At 52.7% G+C, this 25,648-nt stretch carries 22 protein-coding genes and 1 pseudogene; 12 read left to right on the top strand and 11 right to left on the bottom strand.

Annotated elements, in window-relative coordinates:
* Positions 1-14: 14 nt before the first annotated feature.
* From NO366_RS06490 to NO366_RS06500, 3 genes are read left to right on the top strand one after another with little or no spacing between them, the layout of a single operon-like run.
* Positions 15-1,178 (top strand): glycosyltransferase family 2 protein, encoded by a 1,164-nt coding sequence (locus NO366_RS06490; protein WP_256533510.1) that lies wholly within the window; start codon positions 15-17, stop codon positions 1,176-1,178.
* Entirely contained in the window at positions 1,171-1,944 is a 774-nt protein-coding gene (locus NO366_RS06495; protein WP_256533511.1) for a polysaccharide deacetylase family protein, read from the top strand. The genes NO366_RS06490 and NO366_RS06495 overlap by 8 nt, the downstream gene beginning before the upstream one ends.
* The gene (locus NO366_RS06500; protein WP_256533512.1) at positions 1,941-2,999 is read left to right on the top strand and encodes a DUF354 domain-containing protein; all 1,059 of its coding nucleotides are present in this window, start codon (positions 1,941-1,943) and stop codon (positions 2,997-2,999) included. The genes NO366_RS06495 and NO366_RS06500 overlap by 4 nt, the downstream gene beginning before the upstream one ends.
* Here NO366_RS06500 and NO366_RS06505 read toward each other — a convergent pair.
* Positions 2,996-4,102, bottom strand: coding sequence for a CapA family protein (locus NO366_RS06505; RefSeq protein ID WP_256533513.1), 1,107 nt, complete (start codon positions 4,100-4,102; stop codon positions 2,996-2,998). The genes NO366_RS06500 and NO366_RS06505 overlap by 4 nt on opposite strands.
* 155 nt (positions 4,103-4,257) lie before the next feature.
* On the opposite strand from NO366_RS06505, the gene NO366_RS06510 reads away from it, so the two are divergent.
* Entirely contained in the window at positions 4,258-5,541 is a 1,284-nt protein-coding gene (locus tag NO366_RS06510) for a carboxylate--amine ligase (protein WP_256533514.1), read from the top strand.
* 38 nt (positions 5,542-5,579) lie between these two features.
* On the opposite strand, the gene NO366_RS06515 is transcribed toward NO366_RS06510, so the two are convergent.
* Entirely contained in the window at positions 5,580-6,287 is a 708-nt protein-coding gene (locus tag NO366_RS06515) for a formyl transferase (protein WP_256533515.1), read from the bottom strand.
* A 139-nt stretch (positions 6,288-6,426) separates the two neighbouring features.
* On the opposite strand from NO366_RS06515, the gene wecB reads away from it, so the two are divergent.
* Together wecB and NO366_RS06525 are read left to right on the top strand one after the other, a co-directional pair.
* A complete protein-coding gene (wecB, locus tag NO366_RS06520; RefSeq protein ID WP_256533516.1) occupies positions 6,427-7,494 on the top strand; it encodes a non-hydrolyzing UDP-N-acetylglucosamine 2-epimerase in 1,068 nt (355 codons plus the stop codon).
* Entirely contained in the window at positions 7,487-8,419 is a 933-nt protein-coding gene (locus NO366_RS06525) for a glycosyltransferase (protein WP_256533517.1), read from the top strand. Before wecB ends, NO366_RS06525 begins: the two co-directional genes overlap by 8 nt.
* A gap of 19 nt (positions 8,420-8,438) precedes the next feature.
* Here the strand turns inward: NO366_RS06525 and NO366_RS06530 are convergent, their stop codons facing one another.
* A complete protein-coding gene (locus tag NO366_RS06530; protein WP_256533518.1) occupies positions 8,439-9,677 on the bottom strand; it encodes a hypothetical protein in 1,239 nt (412 codons plus the stop codon).
* An 874-nt stretch (positions 9,678-10,551) separates the two neighbouring features.
* Positions 10,552-11,586: a glycosyltransferase gene (locus NO366_RS06535; RefSeq protein WP_256533519.1), complete on the bottom strand. Its 1,035-nt coding sequence runs from the start codon at positions 11,584-11,586 to the stop codon at positions 10,552-10,554.
* Positions 11,587-11,984: 398 nt separating this feature from the next.
* On the opposite strand from NO366_RS06535, the pseudogene NO366_RS06540 reads away from it, so the two are divergent.
* Both NO366_RS06540 and NO366_RS06545 read left to right on the top strand, forming a co-directional pair.
* Positions 11,985-12,817 (top strand): annotated as a pseudogene (locus NO366_RS06540) (transposase); the annotation flags it as partial.
* Between the two features lie 245 nt (positions 12,818-13,062).
* Positions 13,063-14,487, top strand: coding sequence for a glycosyltransferase family protein (locus NO366_RS06545; RefSeq protein ID WP_256533520.1), 1,425 nt, complete (start codon positions 13,063-13,065; stop codon positions 14,485-14,487).
* Positions 14,488-14,554: 67 nt separating this feature from the next.
* Here the strand turns inward: NO366_RS06545 and NO366_RS06550 are convergent, their stop codons facing one another.
* Together NO366_RS06550 and NO366_RS06555 are read right to left on the bottom strand one after the other, a co-directional pair.
* Positions 14,555-16,414 (bottom strand): sulfatase-like hydrolase/transferase, encoded by a 1,860-nt coding sequence (locus NO366_RS06550; RefSeq protein WP_256533521.1) that lies wholly within the window; start codon positions 16,412-16,414, stop codon positions 14,555-14,557.
* 168 nt (positions 16,415-16,582) lie between these two features.
* The gene (locus NO366_RS06555) at positions 16,583-17,578 is read right to left on the bottom strand and encodes a sulfatase-like hydrolase/transferase (RefSeq protein ID WP_256533522.1); all 996 of its coding nucleotides are present in this window, start codon (positions 17,576-17,578) and stop codon (positions 16,583-16,585) included.
* A 148-nt stretch (positions 17,579-17,726) separates the two neighbouring features.
* Here NO366_RS06555 and neuC point away from each other — a divergent pair, with 148 nt between their 5' ends.
* From neuC to NO366_RS06570, 3 genes are read left to right on the top strand one after another with little or no spacing between them, the layout of a single operon-like run.
* A complete protein-coding gene (neuC, locus tag NO366_RS06560; RefSeq protein ID WP_256533523.1) occupies positions 17,727-18,926 on the top strand; it encodes a UDP-N-acetylglucosamine 2-epimerase in 1,200 nt (399 codons plus the stop codon).
* Positions 18,919-19,605, top strand: a complete 687-nt coding sequence (locus NO366_RS06565; protein WP_256533524.1) for an acylneuraminate cytidylyltransferase family protein — start codon at positions 18,919-18,921, stop codon at positions 19,603-19,605. Before neuC ends, NO366_RS06565 begins: the two co-directional genes overlap by 8 nt.
* Positions 19,602-20,618, top strand: a complete 1,017-nt coding sequence (locus tag NO366_RS06570) for an N-acetylneuraminate synthase family protein (RefSeq protein ID WP_256533525.1) — start codon at positions 19,602-19,604, stop codon at positions 20,616-20,618. Before NO366_RS06565 ends, NO366_RS06570 begins: the two co-directional genes overlap by 4 nt.
* A gap of 20 nt (positions 20,619-20,638) precedes the next feature.
* On the opposite strand, the gene NO366_RS06575 is transcribed toward NO366_RS06570, so the two are convergent.
* Complete coding sequence (locus NO366_RS06575) at positions 20,639-22,441, bottom strand: ABC transporter ATP-binding protein (RefSeq protein ID WP_256533526.1); 1,803 nt, start codon at positions 22,439-22,441, stop codon at positions 20,639-20,641.
* Between the two features lie 670 nt (positions 22,442-23,111).
* Between NO366_RS06575 and NO366_RS06580 the strand changes: the two genes are divergently transcribed.
* The gene (locus NO366_RS06580) at positions 23,112-23,459 is read left to right on the top strand and encodes a hypothetical protein (RefSeq protein ID WP_256533527.1); all 348 of its coding nucleotides are present in this window, start codon (positions 23,112-23,114) and stop codon (positions 23,457-23,459) included.
* A 397-nt stretch (positions 23,460-23,856) separates the two neighbouring features.
* Here the strand turns inward: NO366_RS06580 and NO366_RS06585 are convergent, their stop codons facing one another.
* The 4 genes from NO366_RS06585 to NO366_RS06600 all read right to left on the bottom strand — a co-directional run bounded on the left by NO366_RS06585 (position 23,857) and on the right by NO366_RS06600 (position 25,637).
* The gene (locus tag NO366_RS06585; protein ID WP_256533528.1) at positions 23,857-24,297 is read right to left on the bottom strand and encodes a toxin-antitoxin system TumE family protein; all 441 of its coding nucleotides are present in this window, start codon (positions 24,295-24,297) and stop codon (positions 23,857-23,859) included.
* Complete coding sequence (locus tag NO366_RS06590; protein ID WP_256533529.1) at positions 24,294-24,809, bottom strand: winged helix-turn-helix domain-containing protein; 516 nt, start codon at positions 24,807-24,809, stop codon at positions 24,294-24,296. Before NO366_RS06590 ends, NO366_RS06585 begins: the two co-directional genes overlap by 4 nt.
* A gap of 127 nt (positions 24,810-24,936) precedes the next feature.
* Positions 24,937-25,089, bottom strand: coding sequence for a hypothetical protein (locus tag NO366_RS06595; RefSeq protein WP_256533530.1), 153 nt, complete (start codon positions 25,087-25,089; stop codon positions 24,937-24,939).
* 260 nt (positions 25,090-25,349) lie between these two features.
* The gene (locus tag NO366_RS06600; RefSeq protein ID WP_256533531.1) at positions 25,350-25,637 is read right to left on the bottom strand and encodes a hypothetical protein; all 288 of its coding nucleotides are present in this window, start codon (positions 25,635-25,637) and stop codon (positions 25,350-25,352) included.
* Positions 25,638-25,648 lie beyond the last annotated feature (11 nt).

Raw genomic sequence — 25,648 nt, forward strand, 5'->3', positions numbered from 1 at the left:
GGGAAGACTGAGACATGTACAGGGATCACACGATCGGCGTCGTCGTCCCCGCCTACAACGAGGAGGGGTTCGTCGGCGAGGTGATCGAGACGCTGCCGGCGTACGTCGACCGGGCGTACGTCGTCGACGACTGCTCGACCGACGGCACCTGGGACGAGATCCGGGAGACCGCCGAGCGAGTGAACGACGAGTCCGTGACGCTGCACTACCACGAGGCCGAGGCGATGGCCGACGGTGGGAGTCGGTCGGACGAGGGAAGTCGGACGGCCGACACGGACGCCCGGACCGACGGCGACGTCGAGACGGACGGCGGGATGACGATGACTCCCGGAGCGGCCGACGTGCAGCTTGCCCCTGACTCGCTGGAGGAGGTGTCGGTGTTCGACGACCGAATCGTCCCCATCCAGCACGAGGAAAATCGCGGGGTCGGCGGCGCGATCAAGACCGGCTACCTTCGCGCGCTCTCGGACGAGATCGACGTGACGGCCGTCATGGGCGGCGACGGCCAGATGGACCCCGACATTCTCTACAAGTTCCTCGACCCGATCGTCGAGGACCGCGCCGACTACGCGAAGGGCAACCGACTTTTGTACAAGGACTTCCGCGAGGGGATGTCGACGTGGCGCTTCTTCGGCAACTCCATCCTGACGTTCCTGACGAAGATCTCGTCGGGCTACTGGAAGACGATGGACCCGCAGAACGGCTACACGGCCATCTCTCGCTACGCCCTGGAGAACGTCGGTATCGAGGACATGTACGAGTACTACGGCTACTGCAACGACTTGCTGGTGAAGCTGAACGCCAAGGGGATGCGGGTCGCGGACGTGGCCATGCCGGCGGTGTACGGCGACGAGGAGTCGAGCATCGAGTACTCCACGTACATCCGGAAGGTCTCGGGAATGCTGCTCGGGAACTTCCTCTGGCGGCTGAAAGTGAAGTACATGGTGCTGGATTTCCACCCCCTGGCGCTGTTTTACTTGCTCGGCGGGCTGACGGCAACCCTCGGTGCGCTCGGCGGGATGTGGTCGGTGTACCAGAAGGTCGTGATGAACAACCCGCTATTCATTCGGGCGACGTCGAGTCTCATGCTGTTCACCATGGGCAGCATGTTCATCATGTTCGCCATGCTGTTCGACATGCAGGTCAACGAGCCGAAAGAGGTGCAGGTGCGTGACTAGAGACTTTACGTACGAGATCTACGAGGAGCTACTGCAGGCGGGACTGGACGCAGGCTACGAGCACATCACCGTGCGGGAGTACCTGGACTCGGACGCGCTACCCGAGCGGTTCATCATCCACCGCCACGACGTCGATCGAAAGCCGGAGAACTCGCTGGCGATGGCTCGGCTCGAAGCCGAGTACGATATCCCGAGTACGTACTACTTCAGAACGATCGACAAGACGTTTCAGCCGGAGCTGATTCGAGAGATCGAGGATCTCGGGCACGAAATCGGCTACCACTACGAGGATATGGATCGGGTTGACGGAAACGTTGCAGAGGCGCACGCGTCGTTCGCGACGCACCTTGAACGACTTCGAGAACACGCAACGATCGATACGGTGTGTATGCACGGGAACCCGTTGACGGCGCACGACAACCGTGACATGTGGACCGGCGATCGTGGGTTCGACGAGTACGGGCTACTCGGTGAAGCATACCTCTCGATGGACTTCGTCGACGTGACGTACTTTTCCGACACTGGTCGGACGTGGGAGGATGGAGATTTGAAGGTGAAAGATCATCCGGTCGGGGAGAGCAGTAAAACAGTAAGTGCCGATGGGACTGCGGAATTGATCGAACTGGTTGCTGAAGCACGCGTCCCCGGTCTTTGTTTGCTGTCTCACCCAAATCGCTGGGCGGAAACTACGCCCGAATACGTAACGGAGTACTCGAAGGACGCTGTAACGAACGTTGGTAAGCGGATGCTCAACCTCGTACGATGAATATACTATTTGACGTAAACCACCCTGCACACGTCCATTTTTTCAAACACCCTATCTGGGAACTTGAAGAGTTGGGCCACAATTGCTTGGTGACGTCGAGGGAGAAGGATGTGACGGTCGAATTGTTAGATGAATACGATCTCGACCACCAGCCGCTTACGAGCCAAGGATCTGGGCTAGTATCTCTAGCGACGGAGTGGGCAATTAGGGGCGCAAAAATGGTCAATGTTGCGAGGAAGTTTTCCCCGGACGTCATCGTGAGCCGTCCTAATCCCGTTGCGGTTCATACGGCATCTCTGTTTAGATGCCCAGTTATCCTATTTAGCGATAGCGACGTCTCTTCTGCTGGATCAGTCGTACAACAGGCAGTTCAGAAGACCTCGTACCCGTTCGCCGATCTCATTTGTACTCCCAAATCTCTGAATTGGGATTTTGGTGAATCGCATTGTCGTCTCAACGGGTACTTTGAGCTCTCGTATCTCCATCCCGATCGTTTTGAACCGAAGCCAGAACTGCTATCTGCTCATGGGATCGATCCCGAGTCACGTTTCTTTGTTCTCCGATTCATTTCATGGGAGGCGTATCACGATGAGGACCAATCTGGACTATCGCGTTCGACGAAACAGCGTATGGTGGAGTACCTGAGTGATCTGGGGGATGTATACATCACAAGTGAAAGTGAATTGCCGGGTGAATTCGAACAATATAGACTTCCGTTGCCGCCGAGCGTAATCCACCACGCCCTATACTATGCAGATCTGTATGTCGGGGATTCCCAAACAATGGCTACCGAGGCAGCTATTCTCGGGACACCTACCGTTCGATCGAACTCGTTTGCCGGGGACGATGACATGTCCAACTTTATTGAACTTGAAGAAACGTATAAGCTCATGTATTCTACCCCAAACGAGAACGACGCACTAGATAGAATCATGGAATTAGCCGCGGACGAAGATGCGCCACGAGAGTGGTCCGAACGGCGTGCCAACTTAATCGAGGAAACTTCCGATATAACCGAAGATATCGTGTCAGCGATTCTAGAACGGGTCCGTTAGTCAGAAAAGAACTCGTATAAGCGCTTGTTTGCGTCGATATCTGAATCGATCTTCGCTCGGATAGCTGTACGCAGAAATTTCACCATCCACCGAACACCGTTTTGCTTGAGTAAAAATAGGAGTATCCCCAGAACGTTCCACAGATTGTATACCAAGAGATTAGCTCCTAACGCGAACCGCCTCAGTAGTGGATGTCTCTCTATAACCCAACTAGAAACGGATAACCAGTCATGGACTAGGTGATTTTTTACACCTGTTACTTCCTGGACGTCCCCGCGACCGGTCGTTTGATATACTGGGGTATGATCGAATGCTTGCTGTTGAGCATCGTAGGAGACGAGCAAAGATGTTCGTGCAGCAGCCGACCAGCGTTTTCTCGTAATTTTAGTAACGGGATGATATCGTTTCGTCTTATAACATACCTCATCTTCGGCTGTTTGGTACGCTACGGAAACTGGTGGTTGCATATCGAAGTCGGGAAAGAGGAAATTCCCTAGGGAAAAATACGCCCGATTGGCCCCCTGAGCTGTATATCCCTGTATTCTATGTGGGTGACCACCGATTATTCCTGCCACTTGGGGGAGATCTAGGAGATTATGTGCTAACTGAATGCAATCGTTCGGGGGGATCCACGTATTTTCGATTCCCCAATGAACAAACAAGATAGCTTGAGTGTCTGAATCGAGTTTTCGGAGGTCGTCTTTTACCTTTTGCTCAGAGAGGGGATTCACTCCTGGCGTCTCATCGGTAGCTACCTGTATCTTGTTGAGGGAAGGTGAATCATAGGCGCAATATCCGAGTAAAACGAGGCCATCAGCTACGCGATACGGTTCGGAAGCTTCTCGAATCGAACATCCTGCACCAAAACAATCGATGCCAGCAGCTTGAAGACGGGTGATTGTTTCACCGATTGCGTCGGAACCGAGATCTTGGACGTGGTTATTTGCCAAGCACACCGCATCTACACGTAGCTCTTTGAGGTACTCTATCGCGTCAGGGGGTGCGTGGAGAGTTGATTTTTGCTCGATCGGCTCGCCGATACCGATCGGGTGTTCGAGGTTAGCAATTCTAAGATCTGCATCGTGATATGTTGATGAATTCACCAGATCCGAAGGTTCGTCGTATAGAAGGGTCCCGCCTGCGAATAAATCGCCAACGAAGCAAATATGTCTATTCATCTGCAACCAGGTTACTAGATGACTATTCGGATCGGTCCCATTAGTGTATTGATTGCCCTACTTTCTCCGATCGGGGCACAATGACTGCCATCGTCTGTAATTGCGCATACAACGGTCTCAGTATAATTCAGGAACTCGGCCGTCATGGGGTAGACGTTCACGCACTGGATAGCTTCAGGAATATTGGTACGACGAGCAAGTACGCGACCTTCCATAAGTGTCCTAACCCAACAACGGACGAGGAAGCATTCATCGAATACCTTGAGGAACTTTGCACAGAATTCGACGATAAGCCGGTACTCATCCCGGCGAACGACCATTGGGCGAGTGCAATTGCCGCTAATAAGAACACTCTATCTGAGCACTACCGCCCGTGTGTAGCCGATGGAGAAACGGTCGATCTCCTGCTCAACAAGCGGGACTTTGGCGATTGGGCTGCGGAACGGACGTATCCAGTTCCGCGAACGTGGGATGGGACATCCGTTCAAAACGTATCGGACGACGCGTTTCCCCTTGCAGCGAAGCCGGGTGATGCTCGCTATGCCCCGGATATGATGTTCCGATCAAAACTCGTCTCGTTCGTAAACTGGCTAACCGGTTCAAACACCGACGAAAGTTCCGTGGATGACGAGGAACTCCGGGAAAAGACGAAATTGTACGAGAAGTTTCGCCTCGAGGTATTCGAAAGCAAATCTGAACTGGATGACTTTCTCGATTCGTACCCGATATTGGCTGAGGAGTTTGCCTTCCAGGAGTATGTGCGGGGCATGTCGGACTCGATGTACACTGTCGGTGTCTATGCGAACGACGGAGTCGTCAAAGGCGTCTTCACGGGTCGAAAGGTGCGGGGCTATCCTCCAGATATCGGCGACTGTAAAGTTGGGCAAGCTGAGTCCGTTCCAGAGCAGCTCATTGACGAGGCGAAGTCGATCTGTGATGAGCTATCCTACACGGGCATCGCCGAATTCGAGTACAAACGAGACGTTGAGACGGGAGAGTACTACCTGATCGAAGTCAATCCCCGGAGCTGGTCGTGGATCGGTATTACGCCGGCCTGTGACGTCAGCCTCCCGTGGATGGCGTATCGGGACTTGAGTGGACGCGATCCTGTGAGTTATTCGGAGAGTTCAGTTCCTGACGGATCGGTAAAGTGGGTGAAAGCCACAGAAGACCTTCTGAACGTATTTCTGTATTATCGGTGGGCGTATCCCGAATGGGCTGGCGGCATCAGGAAGTGGAAGCGTTCAATTGACTCTGAACACGTTGTATTTGCGGAGGGGTCAATCCGTGATCCGTTGCCGGTATTGTATGCCATCATCCTAATTGTTCGACGCCTAGTCAATAGCTCACTCGATACGATTTAGATCGTATTACTGTAGATGCAGTCCAATAACAAGGGATTTCAATTTTGTCCGGAAGGAACCCTTACACGTCTATTCGTTCGGAGCAATCGAAGGACGTGGTTGACGATTCCGTATTTCAACACGGTGCTCCAAGGCAGTAAACTGTAATAGTTTCCCTCCCCTTTTTGTTCCTCTCCAGTATACCCCATCTCAAGCAATAATATCGCCTCTCGAGTTAATGCCGCTGCCAGTTCTCCTATCGTAGTAACCATATCGAGAGGGGTTTCGAACAGTCCAATCCGATACTTCTGTTGAGCGATGATATCCCCTTCATCGAACTCTGACGTCATCTCGTGTACTGTCACTCCTCCTTCCGCTTCGGCATTGGCCCATTGCGCTCGATGAACGCTCAGTCCTCGGTAGCGAGGTAGATAGGAACTGTGGACATTGAGCGCCGCGGTCTCTGGGATGGCTAATGCTTCGTCCGGAACTCTATGCGACCATCCTATTGAAATGAGATAGTCGCACCCTGACACTTTATCTGTGACTTCATTGATCGTAGTCCCAACCTCACTCGGATCGTCGCAGACGGAGATAGGGAAGGTTAAATCTCGTGCTGCTGACACTGCCTTCCCAGAACGTGCATCGGTCACCACCTTCACACAGGTGTTCTCAAATGCCCACTCCGAAGAAAAGCATTCGAGCACTTCTTTGCTCTTATTAGATGAAGAATTGGCCAGGAATACGATATCAATGTCGGACAGCATACTCTTGGACGGTCAGCCGACACTGCCCTTAGATGTTCTGGTACTCTCTCCAACTCTATCTTATCATCTAACGAAATGGCGGGGAATTCTAGCCAGAATGATAACGCTTACTTGGCAACGGGGCTAGTTCCGTATCAAGTTGAAAGTACTTTCTATAGTCGGTGCTAGGCCGCAATTTATCAAAGCCTTCGCCGTTTCTCGTGAGCTACGGAAATCGCACGAGGAAATCCTCGTTCATACGGGCCAACACTACGACGAGGAACTCTCCGACGTTTTCTTCGAGGAACTGGGGATTCCAGAACCCGATTACAACCTCGGTGTCGGTTCGAGTTCGCACGGAACACAGACCGCAGCAATGCTCGAGGGGATAGAAGGGCTGATCGAAACCGAAGCGCCCGACGTTGTGTTGCTCTACGGCGATACGAACTCAACGCTCGCTGGAGCGATTGCGGCGGCGAAAGTAGATCCCATCGTTGCCCACGTCGAAGCTGGTCTGCGTAGCCATAACCGAGAGATGCCCGAGGAAATCAACCGGGTTCTTACTGATCACGCGTCGGATCTCTTGTTCGCTCCTAGTGACTCAGCGGCGGAAACGTTAGCCGAGGAGGGTATCACGGAGGGGGTTCACGTCACCGGAGACGTGATGTACGACGCGATTTTGTGGGCACGAGACGTTGCCAAGGAAGAGTCGGATGTGCTCACTCAACTCGGCGTCGAGGAGGGTGAGTTTTTCCTATCGACAGTCCATCGGGCGAGCAACACTGATGAACGAGATCGTCTTGAGGCTATTCTTGATGGCCTTTCGGCGGCACCACGTGATGTCGTGTTACCTGTTCACCCCCGGACCGAGGATCGATTGAAATCGTACGATCTTTGGCACCGTGCAACCTCCGAACTTGAAGTTATTGACCCCGTCGGATACTTAGATTTCGTTCGACTGCTGGACGGTGCAGAGCGAGTTGTGACCGATTCCGGGGGAGTTCAAAAGGAGGCTTTTTATTTGGATACACCTTGTGTTACGCTGAGGGATGAGACAGAATGGAAAGAAACAGTCACATCTGGATGGAACAAACTAGTTGGCGTATCCGCCCCCGAGATTGTCAAATTTTTAAATAAAAGTTGGTCTCCTGGAAGAAAAGGAGATCCATATGGGAGTGGCGACGCGTCGGTAAAAATCGCAAAAATATTGGCCGATTATAATGAATGAATTGAATATCCTTTCCCTGACTACAAATAAATATGCGCCATTTTATCAGTCACAGGTCGAAGCACTGAATAGATTTGGATGTGATACAAAAACTATATCACCATATAAAGAAACAAATAAGGTTGACAATATTGGGTATGACAGATCGGTATTAGACTATTTGAAAATATGGCCAAGATTATATGGTAACTTGGAGGATGAATATGATATAATTCACGCCAATAATGCAAAAGTGGCACCAATGGCACTTTCACAAATTCGATGCCCGGTGGTAGTCACCTTTTGGGGATCAGAATTAATGGAAAAACATACAACTCTAAGCAGAATTTGTGGCCGGATTGCAGATGAAGTGATAGTACCATCCTCTGCAATGTCGCCGTATCTATCAGTTTCCCATTCAGTCATTCCATTCGGTGTTGACAAAACTATTTTTAAGCCAATGGACACAAGCGAAGCTAGGGATCAATTAGGCTGGAGTCAATACGATGACATAGTTCTTTTCCCATATCCAAAGTCAAGGAAGGTGAAACGTTATTCCCTTGCTGAAGAGGCGGTATCTAGCTTAGATTCGGATGTTGTTCTTAAGACTGTATCTGGCGTTCCTCATGAAGATATGCCAGTATACATGAACGCAAGTGATGTCATTCTGATAACCTCTGAACGAGAGAGTGGTCCTATGGTGATTAAGGAAGCAGCACTTTGTAACCAGCCGATCGTCTCAACCGATGTCGGATTTGTGGCAGAAACATTGGATAATGTCCCCGGATCCTTCGTTTGTGACAATAAAACGGAGATAGTCAGGTGCTTGAAACAGGCATTAAAGTATGGAGGAAACGCAGACGCTCGCAGTAAGGTTGAAGACCAGTGTAGCACCGAAAAGATGGCTCAATCAATTTTAGATGTGTATAACCGTGCACTACGATAGACACAACCAATTCAGAAATTCATCCAACACACCGGTTGTGTTTTTGATAAATATTGTAACTTTCTCCATTCTTATAAACCATGTTTACATCACAACCAAATGAAACCTGAGGTACTTTTCCAAATACTGTGAACCGGGCATTTGTTGTTTTGAGTTGGTACAGAGCATTTCCAGAGTAGAGATATGGCCTTTCGATAACTAGCTGACTCCCACTTTGCAATTGTACCTTGTTCCTCGAGTGGTTAATAGTCAACATTGAGGAATTCGGATTATCGTAGTATCGGCGGATGATCGTTGATGCACGGCCATCGGCGATTATCGACGAATCATCTCCATAAGCGTCGACAAACTCGTACATCGCGTACTCGTTATCGTTGGCGGCGTAGCGTTGAGCCGAATGCGCATCATCTGCGATCGGTCCGTCGACCGCGCCTATAAATCCGACTGCCATGATGGCAAACCAGACGCCACAGAATAAGATCAAGGCTGGTAGTGCGACGCGGCCAATGATGTCTTCTGTGAAAACTTCGCGAAGCCCGATCGCAGCAAACGGTGCGAGGGCAAATGAAATGAACTGAAACCATCTCATTGGGAAAAAGAAGTCTATATTGAATAGTGGACCACCGAAGGCAAATAGATAAAGAATCCCGATGAGGGCCGTGAACTGGACTCCAAATTGGTCCCACCGATGTCCGAGGTGCCGAATAACACCGACAGCTGCTAATCCGAATAACACTGCTGAGCCAACAACGTGAATAGGGGTCAATCCACCCGCGACGGAGGTAGCGACGTTAAGACCTTCGGGAAGCGTTTCTCCCCCTCCTCCTCCTGAAGAGCGGAACCCGATTTGGGACAGCAGCGGTATCAGTTGCATTACCAGGCTTGACACGACATCCGGAGCGTCACCTTCCGGGCCGCTGTACCGGGTTATCCGCCAGAATTGAACGAGACTTACGCCAAGAATCATGAGGTACCCAATTATATGGAAGCGCCGTTCACGGTGATAGTCTGCTGCCAGGATTGCAACTAAAGCCATGAGTGTGATCCACCCCGTAGACTGGTGCGTTAATAGGACCATCAAATAACAAATCAATGCAACTCCGAGCATACGTTTTGAATCTGTTACTAAAAACCGGTGGGTTCCGTAAACCGCGAGAGTGAAGAACACCATTCCAATAGTTGTTGTGCTTTGGAACACGCTCCAACCCAGTGTAAAATCGGCTGTGATATAGAGTAATCCACCGAGACTCCCGAGCATCGGTGCTCCGTACGTCCGTTGAATTAGAGCGAATATGACCAGGGGGGGAACAACAGTATACAAAAAAGTGACAGATAGAAAGAAAATCTCCTGTACATCTAACCCTGTGACGTGTGCGACCGATGCTAGTATTTCGTGGTACGCTGGCGCATAATAGTACTTCGACGTAGCAAATACTTGATCGAGTGCTCCAGTGGTGATCAATTCTTGTGTATGCCGGAAGTGATAGTGGCCGTCACTCCCAAACGGATACGGGCTGGAGAAGTGGATCGTTGCTCGATGGAGAAGGCCGCTTATTAGAGCGAAACTGATACCGAGAAGAGGTTTTCTAGATAAGATTACGAATAGCGATATGCAGTATAGTACAATAGTAAGCCCTATCACCCAAACCGATCGAGTGAACCCTCCTAGGCGATATACAAGTGTCAGGGTTCCTACCCCGAATAGAAACCCTAGCATGGACAATCGCCAATCGAATGGGGTGGCAGGCAGTTTCTGTATCCAATTTCTATTTGCAGTAAATACTGAGAATATTCCTCCACTAAGAGCCGCCAAGGGATATATCTTAGCGAATGGATTAGATATGAAAACCGACAGCATTAAACCAAGGATGCCCGCAGAAATAGATACCATTGCGAGGGATTTGTGACGGTTTGTGTTGAACCTCGTCCAGAGTCTCATTGGGCGAATCTTCCTAATATGGTGTAATAATAGACGCGGTTAAGTATTGCCATATTCTCGTTAAAGGGTTGGTTTGTAAAACGACCCGTGATTCAGATCTGCTCTTGTTAGTTCTCTGGTCGTTTTCAATGTACCACCGTGAAATTACAGATGCAGTTTAACACGTGAATTGCTAGATTCATAACGTTCTATTTTAACTAAAAAAAGCACACACTTCGGCGGCTCGATCTTCCCAGGTGTTACGTTTGGCAGTTTCAATGGAATTTTTGGAAATCGTGTTAACTTTACCCAAATCATGCATCAGTGACATGACTCCCTCGGCCAACTCAACTGGATCGTCTCTACAAATGACTCCACAGCCGTTATTCTCGACAAATCTTGCGATCGTCTTACATTTAGTTGAGACGACCGGTAGCCCAAAAGACATATATTCGAACAATTTTACCGGCATGGCCATATTGTTGTAATATGTGTCTCTAAAAGGTATGATACCTATATCACTTTTATTATATATTGGTTCTAGCCCTTCGCCCGACTCATGATAAACGTAAATTGGGAGACTTTCGATGGCGTTACTTGTTTTGTCATTTAATCTTTCATATTCTCCTTCCCTACAGACCAGGTGCAGAACAATATCATTATTTTCTAACTCCCTCATCATACCAACTAGGTTATGTATCCCATATCTCTCCGAAATACCACCAACGTATATTATATCGCTCACTTCCTCTCGTTCTATTGGATTCTGTTTATTACAGCCAGGCCATAATACGTCTCGAGTCGCAGCTTTTAACGACAGCTCTAATGAATATTCACTCGGAAAATAGACTATATCGGCTAGTTTTGTGTATAGGTCGACTTCAGCAAAATGTGCCGCTCTAAATACGTATTTCTTAACTCCATCCTTAGAGAAATGGTCTGCGAATTTCCAATATGTGTCTCGATAAAAAACTGCTAGGGGTACGTCGTGTTTCCGAATCTTGTAGAGAAATGGATAATCATACAATGGATGAATCGGGGAGGAGGGAGGTTCTGAATAGCAAAAATCATATTTGTCCCATTCCATACTCTCTCCAAATACTTTTCTTAACCTATTCTTGCCCCTTCCTTGAATTATGTCAACATCGTGGCCTAGCCCCTTCAACGATCGAAACATCTCATAGGGTCTCTTTCCTGACCCCTTCTTGACGTTAAACGATTCACGGGGAGAATGATACAATATTTTCATCCCTCCTCAATTTGTGATCCCTCTCTATTAAGCGTCTCCATCTTTTCACCGGAATTCAGATTCTATTCACGAATCACTAAGAATTTTAGGAAATATATTCCATTTGACTATATATTACTTTATATGTATACATTTATCGAGGGGATAGATCCTATCACTATCAATTTCCCCGTTTCGAACACGAACTATTCCCTTATTCGATCGAAGTTGGGGCACATGTGTGGGGAATGCGATTCTAGATCGGTCAAATTATACGTCTGAATGGATTCCGAGTTATCTACCTTCTCTCCGGGGACTGAATTCGGCTCTGTTTAGACGTCCGAACCGCGACGGAGGAACCGCCACTAGTAAGTCGTAGGGTTCTAGCAAGAGATGCTACTTTTCGAATGTAGCAGGGAGTGAAGCGGGACGGTTCGGTTGTGCAATTGAAGATCGCCCGCTTCACCGAATTATTCGTTTCGCTCGCCAATAAGTTGTCGCTGGAGAGTGGGCTCCGGCGTTTCATCCCGGTGAAGGCGGCTACGCTGACTGGGTGATTGTTACGTTTCACGGCTTTCGCGAGTATCATAATCACCCGTAACGGCGCCTCATGGATGGTCTATCCGAGCTGCCAAAATTTCCGACATTCTCGGTCTAGTACTGTCTTATCTGCCCGATTTCACTAACCACCTGTGCGCGGTATCTACGACTCAAAATGCCGATCTGGTGCGTCCTCCTACGACTTTCGGCGGAGCTGCACGACACCGGTGAGAGCCAGGCGTTTGACGCGACTGGTATGGATCGCATCTCTGTCAGCCAGCACTACGCGAAACAGACGAATTACACGGGTTTCGGGCGGATAAGACGGCCGTCTTGATCACATGCAAAAATAATCTGCCCCTTGATTTTAACTGGTCCATTAAACGATCGCATGACTCTCATTCCGGTTGGAAAGTGCCGAAACGAAACCAAAACAAGGTGAATAGCCTCACGGGGATAAAGGCTACAACTGATGGTTATTACGCAAGATACTCCTTTCAGACGGTGTGGAGCCGCTGATCAAGCACTGCGAATTTGGTTGTATCGGCGTCGCGCGAAAACTTTGATTGATAATGCTATCTACAACCAACACTCGAACGTCGAATCGGCATTTTTTGAACCCCGGCGAAAATATGGCTAGATAGTCCGTACTCGAACTTGGTACGGCCAGTTCCGGGAACTCGTTCTGAAGTATGTAGTCAGAAGCGTCGAAGCGCACTCCGCTTTGGAGCAAGGTTCAGTAAATCCGTTCGTCGTGACTCACGCTGGTATCGTCTCGTCATCAATCGGATTGAACGCTGTCCAAAAACCGGAAGAGTGGCTATAGTGGAAGTATGCTAGTCAATTCTCCATTTTGAATTGAGCGTTGACCATTGGTAGTGGGACAGGAGACGCCCTACAGAGCAGGTAGACATAGGCATTGTTATACCTACGCTATCCAATACCCAACCGTCGTAGATGAATCTCGACCACGAGCAATTCTTTGATTTCGAACTCGACCAATCACTCTACGATCTCACGGTGGACGGTGTTCCCGTTTGGGAGCGAATACGCGTGAAGGTAGCAAACGAAATTAAACGAAAGCACGGCCTTGGACAGGCCCATTCGAATGCGGCCGAGGGATACGCTTCGTACACGAAAGCCGCCAGATTACTGGCGAAAAATATCGTCCACAAGAACCCACTACTCGCTGACCAATCGGATATCGTAATCGTCGGCTCTCCGAGACGAAAACAACTTGAAGACGGACGATGGTGGGACATATACACCGACCCAATTCACCAAAAACTCGACACGGACTCCCTCCATCTGGAGTTACCCTATTCGCTTGAACATCGTTCTCCAGTACCAACGGAGAATATGCGCTACCTTGATATGGTTAAATTTATCGGGGATGCTCAACGGCTCCTTGGGGTAGGAAAACCGACGTTGACGACAAAAATTGATACCCGGTTGAATAGTATCTCACGAGCGATTAAGCGTGAATTCGACGCCACTGTCAATGTTGGGTCGATCACTAGGGAAACCCTCCATAAACGAACCACCCTTCTCAGGTTGTACAAACGGGTGATAGAACGGACAAGGCCGTCGATCGTGGTCCTTGTCTGTAGCTACGGCAAGGAAACGCTGATCGAGGCCTGTAAAGACCAGAACATTCCTGTCGTCGAACTCCAGCACGGTGTCATCTACGAACACCACTACGGCTACTCGTTTCCGGCACCTCGAACCAAGGAAATGTTTCCGGACTACCTCCTCACGTTCGGGGAGTTCTGGGGTGAGCACATTGAGTTCCCCATCCCAGACGAACGGGTGATCCCCGTCGGCTATCCTCACTTGGAGAACTCGCTCGATCGCTACACCGACGACGAGACTAGCGACCAGTTCCTGTTCATCTCCCAAGGGACAATCGGCGAGCAACTGTCGAAGTTCGCGATGGAGGTCGATCGCCATCCGGATGTCGACTACGATATCGTGTACAAACTCCACCCGGGCGAGTACGATCGCTGGAAGGACGAGTACCCCTGGCTGCTCGACGCGAACTTCGAGATTGTCGACAGCTCGGATCGCCAGCTGTACAGGCTGTTCGCTGAGTCGAGCGCCCAAATTGGGGTCGGATCGACGGCCGTCTACGAGGGACTAGCGTTTGGTCTGGAAACGTTCGTTTACGACTGTCCGGGTTCCGATGTCTTGGAGCCGCTGATCGACGAGGGAGCAGCGTCTATGGTCACGTCTGTAGACGAACTCGCGTCCGCACTCGGAGGGGAGGGCGGGTCGTTCGACCGAGAGTACTACTTTGCACCCAACGCGACCCAGCAGGCGTGTAACGTGATCGAGCGGTTGGCTGAAAACGGAACGATGTACGATCGAGCGAACGAATTATGACTGTCCGATTCTGTAGTCGGTTGATGGCCGCACGGGAAACCGAGTTGAAATCTCGGCATCGGCCTACTCAGAGGTATCCAAGATCTTGCAGTCGGTCTTCGGTTTCCTGTGCGGGACGCGTCGCCGACACAGCCGAGTCGTACGAGCCTCCTGCTCCAGACGTTGCGAACTCCTCGGCGATCCGCTCGAGCTCGGCCGCGTTCGACGGGCCGTCGAGTTCCGTGAAGTCACCGTCACGAACGGCCTTGACGTCGTAAAACTCGGTGAGGACTGGACCGGCGTCGATCACGTCGGACGACGGTCGATCAGGATAGCCGGTGTCGTAGGTGAAGATCCCTTTGACCCCGTCCGATTCGACGGCGACGTTGTACCGTTGCGGCGTGATCCGCTCTGTGATTCGTGGAACCGAATTCCCGTCTTTCGTCTGTAGTGGTTCACCGGCACAGCTGTTGGGGACATCGGCACCGATCTCGTGAGCAATCGTCGGGAGGAAGTCGACGGTGTTGACGGTATCGGGAACCGACCACTCCGCAGTTGCCGGCGGCTTGATCGCCATGAACGGTCGGATATTGCGGTCGTAGAGCGAACTGTGGGTGAAGAAACCGCGTTCGCCGAACTCTTCGCCGTGGTCACCAGTGAGGATGATCAGCGCGTCGTCGAACAAATCGACGGATTTGAGATAATCGGTAAACCGGGCGACTTGCTCGGCCGTGTACTCGATCGACAGTGAATGATACCGTTCCATCTTAGCCGAGAGATCTTGCTCTACGTCGTGATCACGTTCGTACACCCGGAGGTACTCTCCCGTCTCTCCGCGAGCGGCATCGTATTGCTCCCGATATCGTGATGGTCCAGTTAGATCCAGTTCTTTGTCCGAAAGTCGGTCGAGAGGCGGGAGATAGGGATAATGTGGATCGAAAACGTGGACGAAGTAGAACAGACTGTGGTCTCGCCGCTGCAGGTCGGTATCGATCCATTCGATTACCTGTGATAGACTCTCTCGGGAATCGTGATTGCGGCTGACCCAGTCATTGTACCCCATTACGTCGCCACGGTACCGATGGCACCCCCGACCGAATCCGAATTCGGGCAGGATACGGGTATGACTGACGAGACTGGAGCATTTGTAACCGTGGTCGGTCAGTAGTTCGGGAATCGTCGTCAACGTCGGATTGATCGGTCGCTCGTCCCCTTGGCCCTTTCCGTGACCTACGTAGCCGTGATCCCCTGGGTGTGTACCCGTGAACATGGAGCCGTGGGACGGGGGCGTCCAGTGGGCTTGGGTTCTGGGTTCCGTCGGGATAGTCGCATCCGATCCAAGTGCCTCGACGATTGGTTGCATAGACTCTCGTGCCGAATAGGGGAGCGTATCGATAGAGAGCAGGAAGATTGGAGGCTGTTCGCGATCCGGTTGAAGGGCAGGTAACCCGACTCGAGTTCGGTGCGCGCTGGTGTTCTGTCTAAACACGTTCCGAGAACGCCGCGACGAGGCACCATCTGTCGAGATCCGAATCGTGGCGGTATCTGTCGACTCATCTACTGGGATTGTGGACCAGAGCTGTGCCGGGTAGTCGTAGGTACCGTCGCTGACGATCCGTCGTATCTCGGTCGACGAGGTGATCGTCACCGATTCGCTGCGTTCGCTACCGACAATCGGCACTTCGATCGCACTGGCATTCGAGGTATCGACCTCCAAATCGATGGTTTGATTGGGGGGGGAATCTTGAGCAATAATATATTCAGTATCGTGGATACAGTAGGTGTTGAAATCAGTGTTCGACATCCACTCGGGTGTGTTGATGTCTTGTACTTTGTAAATCTCCTCGGTGAATAGCGACGATAGCTTTTCGCCGCCCTTTCGAACTACAGCAGGAAACCCCTCTTCTCGCAGTAACGAGAAGGTTGATCTGACAGTTCCAGGTCCCATTCCTACGGTGCCATTTTTCAAGTGGGACTTTATCGTTTTTCGTTTTCGAACTCTGGTTAGTCACTTAGGAGGACTATATGCCTAGAGACCTCTCCAACCCAATTTGCCGAACCATGCGTGCAATGATCGAACATCATTCGGCCGGTCTGTCTAGTACAGTACCCCCGACTATGTTTTGTAACCGAGATTTACCAACCGTTTTTCGATTGCTTCATTGGTAATATCTTGTAAGGTTGTGGGCTTCTCTGAGGTGACTTCTGGCCTATCTCCAGAATCGACTGTTAGCCAAGGAACGCGTCGCAGTTCTTCCATATACGTGTTTTGTGGGTGGCCAAACACATCTTTCTCACCTAACGACTGGCCATGGTCTGCGGTCACCACTATCTTCCCATCAAAATATTCAATTAGGCTGGATACATATTCTAACACAATCTCCAGATTCTCCACATATACTTCTTTAAATTCTTCCATCGTCATATAACCCTCTCTGACGGCGCCACCTAACGTTGATACTACGTTCTCGCCATTTTGGTCGTAATTCTTGATTTTCTCAGGATCTCTGGAGAGAACGATCAACCCCTCGTTTTTCACTCGCTTCCGGAGTTCTTCGGCTCGTTCTCCGAGATAGGGGCTATGGGGTTGCATGAAATGAGAAATGATACGTTTGTTAGGATATTTCTCATAAGCATCTATCGTCGCGTTGTAAACTGTGCTGGGGGCCATGCCTTTCGCACTAGAGTGGAGGACTTCCACATCCTCAACAGCGTCATCCTCGTCAGTGAAAATGAGGTCGTGGAACGCACCGTCTGCAATCCGAGCCCCGTATCCGTTCGCAGTCACGTAAACGGTGTTGTAGAGTTCCCTGTTAGCAAAGTTCTTCGTAGCAAACTCTTTGCTATGAGAGCCCCTTGATATAACAGAATTCAAGTTGCCCTCCATCGAAGCAACCTCCTCGAAAATATCGTACCGACAAGCATCTAGTATTATTAAATAATCCCAATCTTTAGCCATCACGTCTATCCCATATCCATATTTTTGTACGAATTGATGCCGGTTATACCATTTCCTGGGCAGGTGGGCTATCCGTTTCATCTCACTAGCTATTAGTTTCGGCGAATTAACTCCTCTTTTTACATTCTCAATTGTGTATCTCTTAGAGCTCATACTCTATTCTGTCTCTCCATTTTGGGTGAGTGGTGATTAAACTACTGTAGCTTTCCTACCGGTGGGGGTGTAAAAAATACAAATAATGTATGGGATATCTAGCTAATGATGGCAAAGTACTTCGGAAATGGGTCACAACGTGCCCATAATGCCAACACGGGTGGCTTCGATCGTCACGACGCGATCTCAGTATGCACGGGTAAAAACTGTTTACCAGTCGTTAGAGGCGGATGAACGGATCGATTTCCGGTTGATTGTTTCTGGAGGCGGACTTGTTCACCGGTTCGGAGAACTAACCGACACTATCGAAACGGCCGGAATCGATATCGAGAAGAAGATACACACGTTGTTAGAGGGCGGAGAGCCCGTCACGCAGGCGAAGACCACCGGGATGGGGCTTATCGAGTATGCCTCGGCACTCGAAGATATTGATCCCGACCTCCTGTTGACGAGTGGTGATCGTTATGAGACTATGGCGACTACACTGGCTGCATCGTACCTCAACCTCCCTGTCGTCCACCTGGAAGGTGGGGAACTGACAGGATCGATCGACGACAAGGTGCGCCATGCGACGACGAAAATGGCCGACTACCACCTCGTTTCGACCGAACGTGCGCAGGATGTCGTCAAGGAACTCGGCGAATCCGACGACCTAATTTACCGGACCGGCTGTCCGTCGATAGACATTTGTCAGGAAATCGAAGTCGACGGACGAACGGCGTACGACCCCCAGGACGACTACGGCGGCGTGGGGAGTACTGTCGACGTCACCGATGACTATCTCGTTATTCAGTATCACCCCCTCCCGACGGAGTACGAATCAAACTATGAGAAGGTCCAGGAACTGATCGCCGCCTACCAACGCCTTGATGTCCAGGCGTTCTGGTTCTGGCCGAATATGGACGCCGGTACTGATCAGGTGTCGAAAGCGATCAGGGAGTTCCGAGAACAGGGGGATCCGGACGACGTACGATTCTTCATCAATCTTGACCCCCACGACTACCTTACGCTGGTCAGTAACGCGGCCTGCATGGTCGGAAATTCGAGCGTGGGGATCCGCGAATGCTCGTACTTCGGAGTCCCGACAGTAAACATAGGTGAACGGCAGAATGAACGCGAACGTGGTCCAAATGTAATAGACGTCGAGTGTGACCGAGACGAAATCGTGGCAGCGATCGGGACTCAACTCGAACATGGTCGGTATCCCCAGTCGAATCTCTACGGTTCCGGGTCAGCAGCGGAGACGATTACGGAGATCATCGCGGATCTCGACCCAGAACAGAAAGACCCCATGACACCCGCGCAAATCATGCAACATGAACAGGAGATCCAACTATCCCATGACTGAACGTGACGTCCTCGGACTCGTCCCTGCAAGAGGTGGATCGAAGGGGGTACCAGAGAAGAACATTAGGGATATCGCAGGAAAACCACTGATCGCTCACTCGATTGAGTCAGGACGCAAATCTACTGTGATCGATTCCGTAGTGGTGTCTACCGACGACGAAGAGATAGCAACTGTCGCAGAAGAGTATCATGCACGTGTTCCCTTCCTGAGACCAGACAATCTGGCTACGGATACTGCACCGACGAGTCCCGTCGTGGAGGACGCACTCGAGACGCTCGCGGAACAGGGGGAATCGTACGACGATATCGTCCTGTTGCAGCCAACGTCACCGCTACGAAGTTCGACGCACATCGACGAGGCGTACGAGCTGTACACGGTACAGGATGCTGATTCCCTCATATCGGCTTATCCGACAACCGAAACTCGGTGGCGGTCGACGTCGAACGGAGCAGTCCAATTGAATTACGAGGACGAGAGCAAACGCCGGCAAGATAGAGAACCGGAATACATAATCAATGGCGCTGTCTACGTTACGGCCGTCGAAGCGTTTCTATCGTCACAGGAACTCATCACGGGAGAGACGGTAATCTACGAGATGGACGAGATTGATTCGATCGATGTCGACACACCCTTCGATTTATGGCTCGCCGAACAAGTGATGACGGAGTGGAAACAGTGATCGAAATCGACGGCACGAAGTTGGGATCGGATAGCAGGCCATACGTAATCGCGGAAGTGGGAATTAACGCTCGAAACGACCTCGAACTCGCGAAACGATTTATCGAGGTTGCAGCGTCGGCTGGAGCGGACGCCGTGAAGTTCCAAACCCATCTTGCCGACGCGGAGATATCTGAACCCGCGATCCGTAGTATCGGCGCCGGTGACGTATACGAGACGGTTGCCGAGTGCGAGTGGACGGCCGAGGAACACGAGATGCTGCGGGCGCACGCAAAGGCCAGCGATGTTACGTTTCTCTCTACGCCCTTCTCGGTAGAAGCCGTAGATCTTCTCGAAGAAATCGACGTCCCTGCGATCAAGATTGGCTCCGGAGAGTTGACCAATCGGGAGCTACTCGCCCGTGTTGCTGAGACTGGCAAGCCGTTACTCGTTTCGACCGGAATGCACACGCGGGAAGAGATCGCTGAAGCCTGTTCGTTCCTCGAATCAGTAGCGGAGGAATTTGCGCTATTTTACTGTGTCTCCGAGTATCCCACATCTCCCGCAGACTTCGACTTCGGGACGATCCAGTCACTGGAGCAACTGGCTGATGTCCCTGTCGGGTTCTCGGATCACTCTACCGGGGCCGAAGCTGCGAAAGTCGCAATTGGAAATGGAGCCGCGATGATCGAGAAGCACTTTACGATCGACCGCCGATTACCCGGCCCCGATCAGGAGGTGTCCATCGAACCGGAAACGCTCGAGGACCTCTGTTCGTTTGCCGATCTATATCACGAAACATCTACGGAAAAGACTGAGTTGCAGGGAGAAGAGCCAGACGTGAAGGCGTGGGCACAGCATAGTCTCGTCGCGAAACGACCGATTGAGCAAGGCGAGGAATTCACCACGGAAAATCTCACGACGAAGAGACCTGGTTCTGGTATCTCAGCGAATAGATATTTCGATATTGTTGGGAGGACAGCTGCTACCGACATCGAAGAAAATATCGTGTTATCGTCGGACGACGTCCAATAACTGAGAGGGTCGGACAGTTATCACCGAGACTGGATCGCGTACAGATCGGCGTACTGTCCACCACTATCGATCAGCTCACCGTGTGTCCCGGTCTCGATAATCTCGCCGCTCTCAACGGTATAGATCCGATCCGCATTCTCCACCGTTGACAGTCGATGCGCAATTGCGATCATCGCGTAGTCTCGTTCCATCTCCTCGATTGCCTCCTGAACCTCCTGCTCGAGATTCGAGTCGAGGTCGCTCGTCGCCTCGTCGAGAACCAGCAGGTCGGCGTCCTGCAATAGCGCCCGCGCCAGCGCCACCCGCTGTTTCTGCCCGCCCGACAATCTCACGCCATCGTCACCGAGCATCGTTTCGTACCCGTCGGGCAACTCGTCGAAGAACTCGTCGACCTTCGAAATCGAACAGGCCCGGTCGAGTTCCGCTCGCGTCACGTCGCGGTTCCCAATCGTGAGGTTGTACTCGAGTGTGTCGTTGAAGATGAACGGATCCTGGCGGACGACGGCGATCCGTTCGCGCCACTCGTCGATATCCATCTCGTCGATCGGGACGCCGTTGGCACGAATCTCCCCCTGGTCGAGTTCGTACAGTCGGGCGAGCAGCGAGACGATGGTCGACTTTCCGGCACCCGACTGCCCGACGAACGCGACGAACTCTCCTTTCTCGACCTCGAAGTCGATTCCCTGGAGTACCTGCTCCTCCTCGTCGTACGAGAAGTGGACGTCGTCGAATGCCACAGTATTGACGACATCGGGAACCTCTCGTGTTGACTCGTTTGGCTCCTCTCGCGACTGGAGTTCCGTGATGAACTGTTGGGTTCGGACGAGGTGTGGGAGATCGTTCTCGACGCGATAGAACAGGTTATTCAGGCCACTCACCTGGGGACCGAGTTGGAACATCGCGAAGAGGAAGACACCGAGCGAACCGAAAGAGAGGTTTGCGAACGTCAATGCGAGATAGATGAGGACGAAAACGGAGACAGCGACACCGAGATTGTAGAAGTTGGTGATCGCCGCCTCGTTCCGACGGAGGGTTATACGTGCGCTCGTGAACTGGTCGATCGCGTCGAGGAAGTCCTGACGAAGTTCGTCGGCAAGTCCGAAGATCCTGACGTCACGAATCCCTTGCGTCCCGGCCTGGGCGGCTTCCTGTCTTCGTTCGTTGGCATCTGCTACCCGGTCACCAACCGCGTATCCCGGCTCAATGACCCGTCGGAGGAATACGGTCAGGAATCCGAGGACGGCAACTGCAAAGACAGTCAAAAATGGTGAGATGACTAGCGCAATAAGTAAATAGACCGAGGAGAGAAAGAGTTTTTGGAGAAGTTGGACGACTCGCTGGATGACTCTCCCTGCGTAGTTGGTCTGTGTGACGATCGCGTTCAGAATATCGTCGGATCCCTCCTCGTCGAAGTAGGTGACGCGGGCATCGAGTGCGCTGTCGTACGCGCGAATTTGCAAGTCGCGAATATAGTACGTCCGGAGCGCCTCCCGGAACCAGGCGACGACGAAACTCGTCGTGTACCGAACGGTCATCACGGCCGCAACGCCGACGACGACGTAGCCCAGTGTGAACGGGATTCCGAGTGTCGCGTAGGCCGTTACGAACATCCCCATGAGCCCATCCGCTTGGGCCGTCGGATCGTCCACCTGGACGATCTCGATGATCGGGAGAATAAAGCTGAGCCCGACGCCCTCGAGGACAGCCGCCGCGAGACCGAGGACGACGATGAGGATGGTGAATGTTGGGTTGAATCGTGCGACGTCGAGGAGTGCATCGATCTTTTCTCGTCGTGAGACCGATTCTGAGCCGTTAGAGGACATGTCGAAGACTGATCAGACGAAAGTCTTCGAGTGAGAACTATAACCTCGTCGGTACGTGGTTCAACGCTTCAAAGCTTAGAGATGGACGCTCAATGGGAGCCCTGGTTAGAACACTCCTGTCATCCAATATATTTTAGATGAAGTGGCCAAGCCGAATGGTGGTTGCCAAATAATGACCGTGTATATTTAAAGACCTCCCCGCAGACTCTTTATTGGAAGTGCTTGCAACGTATGGAAAGTCGAAGACTTTTCGAATGGTCGTTACACGATGGTCTTGGCAAGTCGAAGCGATCGAAACCGGTCTTACCGACCAGTGCCCGATTGACCGGGCAGCCTTAACACATATATCGTCTATGGGGGTTTGACCTGGTAGTAGTATCTCGTTTTGAACCCACTGAATCCGCTCGTTTACAAATAATAGAACCGACACTCCGGTGATCGAACGAACCTGTACCGACCTGCCGAACGATCTGGATTAGACAAACGATATCTGCCCGCTCACCTAATTCTTATCCTAAAACAAATCACCAGTAGATATAATACACTGCCCTTCGTTGACACGCGTGGAAGCCACGCTCACCGGTTCGCCGGCTGGGTAGAATTGCCCCGGGTGCTTGGGACACCCGGAGCGTGGCTTCCGATCCCCAGGACAGGGGATTCTACGAAAGCCATGAATCACTACACACCCAACACGGATAAACGCCACGCACAGCCCGCCTACCGCCTGCGTACGCCCACTGACCAGTCTAGCACCCCACTACACCTCCGGACCGATCTTCTCCCACGTGTCGCCTGCGCGGACGACGACGATGCGGAGTATCTCGTCCTCGATCCCGCGCCGCCATCAAAGTACTCGGCCAAACCGGGCCACCGTCCGGTCGACTATCCGCCGTGTCCCCACTGCGGCGAGCCGGTGATCACGGTCTGGATGTTCGGCCCGGACATGCACACCGCGGATCCCTGCCAGTGCGCGCTGACCCGCGAGGAAGTCGTGGCCCTCGGCGGTGATGAGCTGTGAGGGGAGACGAACCGGAGCCCGTCGAGACGCCCGACGCTCCAGACAACCCGACCCGGAGCACGGACCCGATCGCGTCGACACGCCCGACCCAGTCGATACGCCCGATTCCGTCGACGCCCCAGACACACCGGACCCGACGAACTCGCCCTTCCCGCTGTGTCCGCGCTGTGATCGCCCGGTCACCCGCTACACCTCCACGGGCCCACACACCCACGTCGCGAGTCCCTGTGGCTGCCGGCTCTCGCTCGCCGAGGTCCAGGGGATGCGGTAGCGACCCAACCGTCCACTGAACGAGACACTTCCCTCCACTCTCGATCCGATCCCCGTCGAACCGTCCACCCCCGATCACCGTCGTGCGAGCGGTGTGTCACATCGATTCCCCGCTCTCAGCATCCAGTCACGGCGGATTGGAGCGGCTGTTCAACCGGGACGGATCGCCGGCGTCGTAGGCCGCTCGCCACAGCGCGTGGACGGCCCGTGCGACCAGCGATACCTCTGTCACTTCGATACAGGAGGGTTCGGCGATCGAACCGTCCGGCGGATGGAAGTGAATTTCGGGCGAGTGTGCGTTCGGGTGGCGGTCGAATCGCCAGTTGACGTCCCGGTTATCGACGTAGTGAAACGAGTACATGTCGAGTTCGCTCCACTGCACGTCGAGGCGGGCCGCGTCGGCGCGTCCGATCCCGTCGGTGAGGTGAATCTCGAGTTCGGTCGGCGCGATCTGATCGTCGAAGGCCGTCGAGTCGACCAGCGGTTCGAGATCGATCCAGAGCGTTCGAACGCGCTGGAGGGCGGGCAGGTAGATCGGGCCGAACGCCCCGGTTCGGTCGTCGCTCATGCGGTGAGCTGGTGACTGGCTTCGTCGTACGCGAGGGCCGCCTGGGCGACCGCGAGGTTCGTCCGCGTCGTCTTCCACGCGCTTATGTCGTCCCATCCCTCAGTCTCGTCGGCGTCGAGTTTCCGTGCGAGCGCTTCGGGGGTCACGACGTCGTAGCGATCCTGGTAGCGACGAATGTCCCGCTTCATCCGTTCGATGCCGTCGAGAATGTCGTCCCGGGTGGTTTCCTCCCGGAGCTCGCGGATGCGGGCGTCGAGTACGCGGTCGCTGTTTCGTTTGTACAGCGTCGTCCGGCCGTCTGCGTCGGCCTCGGCGAAACCGGTGGTGACGAGAGTCTTGCAGTGTCGTCGGGCCGTCGGCTCGCTGACGAGCGCTCGCTCGGCGATGCGGGCCGCCGATTGCCCGTCGTGGGTCCCCTCGACGATCGCGTACACTCGTTCGAACGGGGACGTCTCCGCCTTCCACTCCGCTTTCACGTGCTCGTTGACGTCGTCCCACCTGCTGGTGGTCATAGCGTCGTCTACGCACTCGGTGAATAAATAGTTTCTCTGAAAAACTATACTTTTCCGGGGTGGTGTCGGTCCCGAATAGCACTCTCCAGGCGATGCGGTAGTGACCGAGCGACCCCTCAGATAGCACTCACCACCGCCCACGTTCGATCGAGTTCGCCTCGAACTGTCCACCCTCGATCGCCGTCGTGCGAGCCACCACGATCGTCCCGCCGACGCCGTCCCGTGATCGACGCTCGCGGCCGTCCGACGAATCGGCGGCGTCCCACCGGTGTGTCGCCACTGACGATCGCGTCGGCGAGTCGGCTGTCGCGTCGAGTATCCGAAACCGATAGTTTCGGGTGGCGCCACGACGCGGCCGTCGATCGCGTCAGTCCGCACCCGGGTGATCGAATCGAACGCGACTCACTCGGTCGCGAGTTCGTCGTAGATCTCCGCGTGTTCGTCCAGGTCGTGCCGGCCGAGGAACCGGATGCGGTAGCGCCGCGTCCTCGGGGGAGAGATCGTCGGGAATCTGTTGCTGGTCGCGCTCTGCTGCCATACTCACTCCTCGCTACGGGCGTCACGATCACAATCGTTCGGTTCGTCGTCCGTCGTCTCGTGTGGTCGAGGACCGGACTGTCGATCCGACCCGTCGATGCGTGACAGCCAGAGATCGATCGTCGCTTCGTACTCAGGTGCCAGCGGTGCGGTATGTGTTCGGAAGTACGCGGTCACCGAATCGGCCTCGACGCCCGTTTCGTCCGTCGCGAGCGCTTTCAGTATGTCCTTCACCGTCCGGTCGTAGTCGAAGGAGTACCCGTTCATGGCGTAGAAGATTCGAACGGACATACGGAGGCTGT

This window comes from Halovivax cerinus, from assembly GCF_024498195.1.
Classification (GTDB): domain Archaea; phylum Halobacteriota; class Halobacteria; order Halobacteriales; family Natrialbaceae; genus Halovivax; species Halovivax cerinus.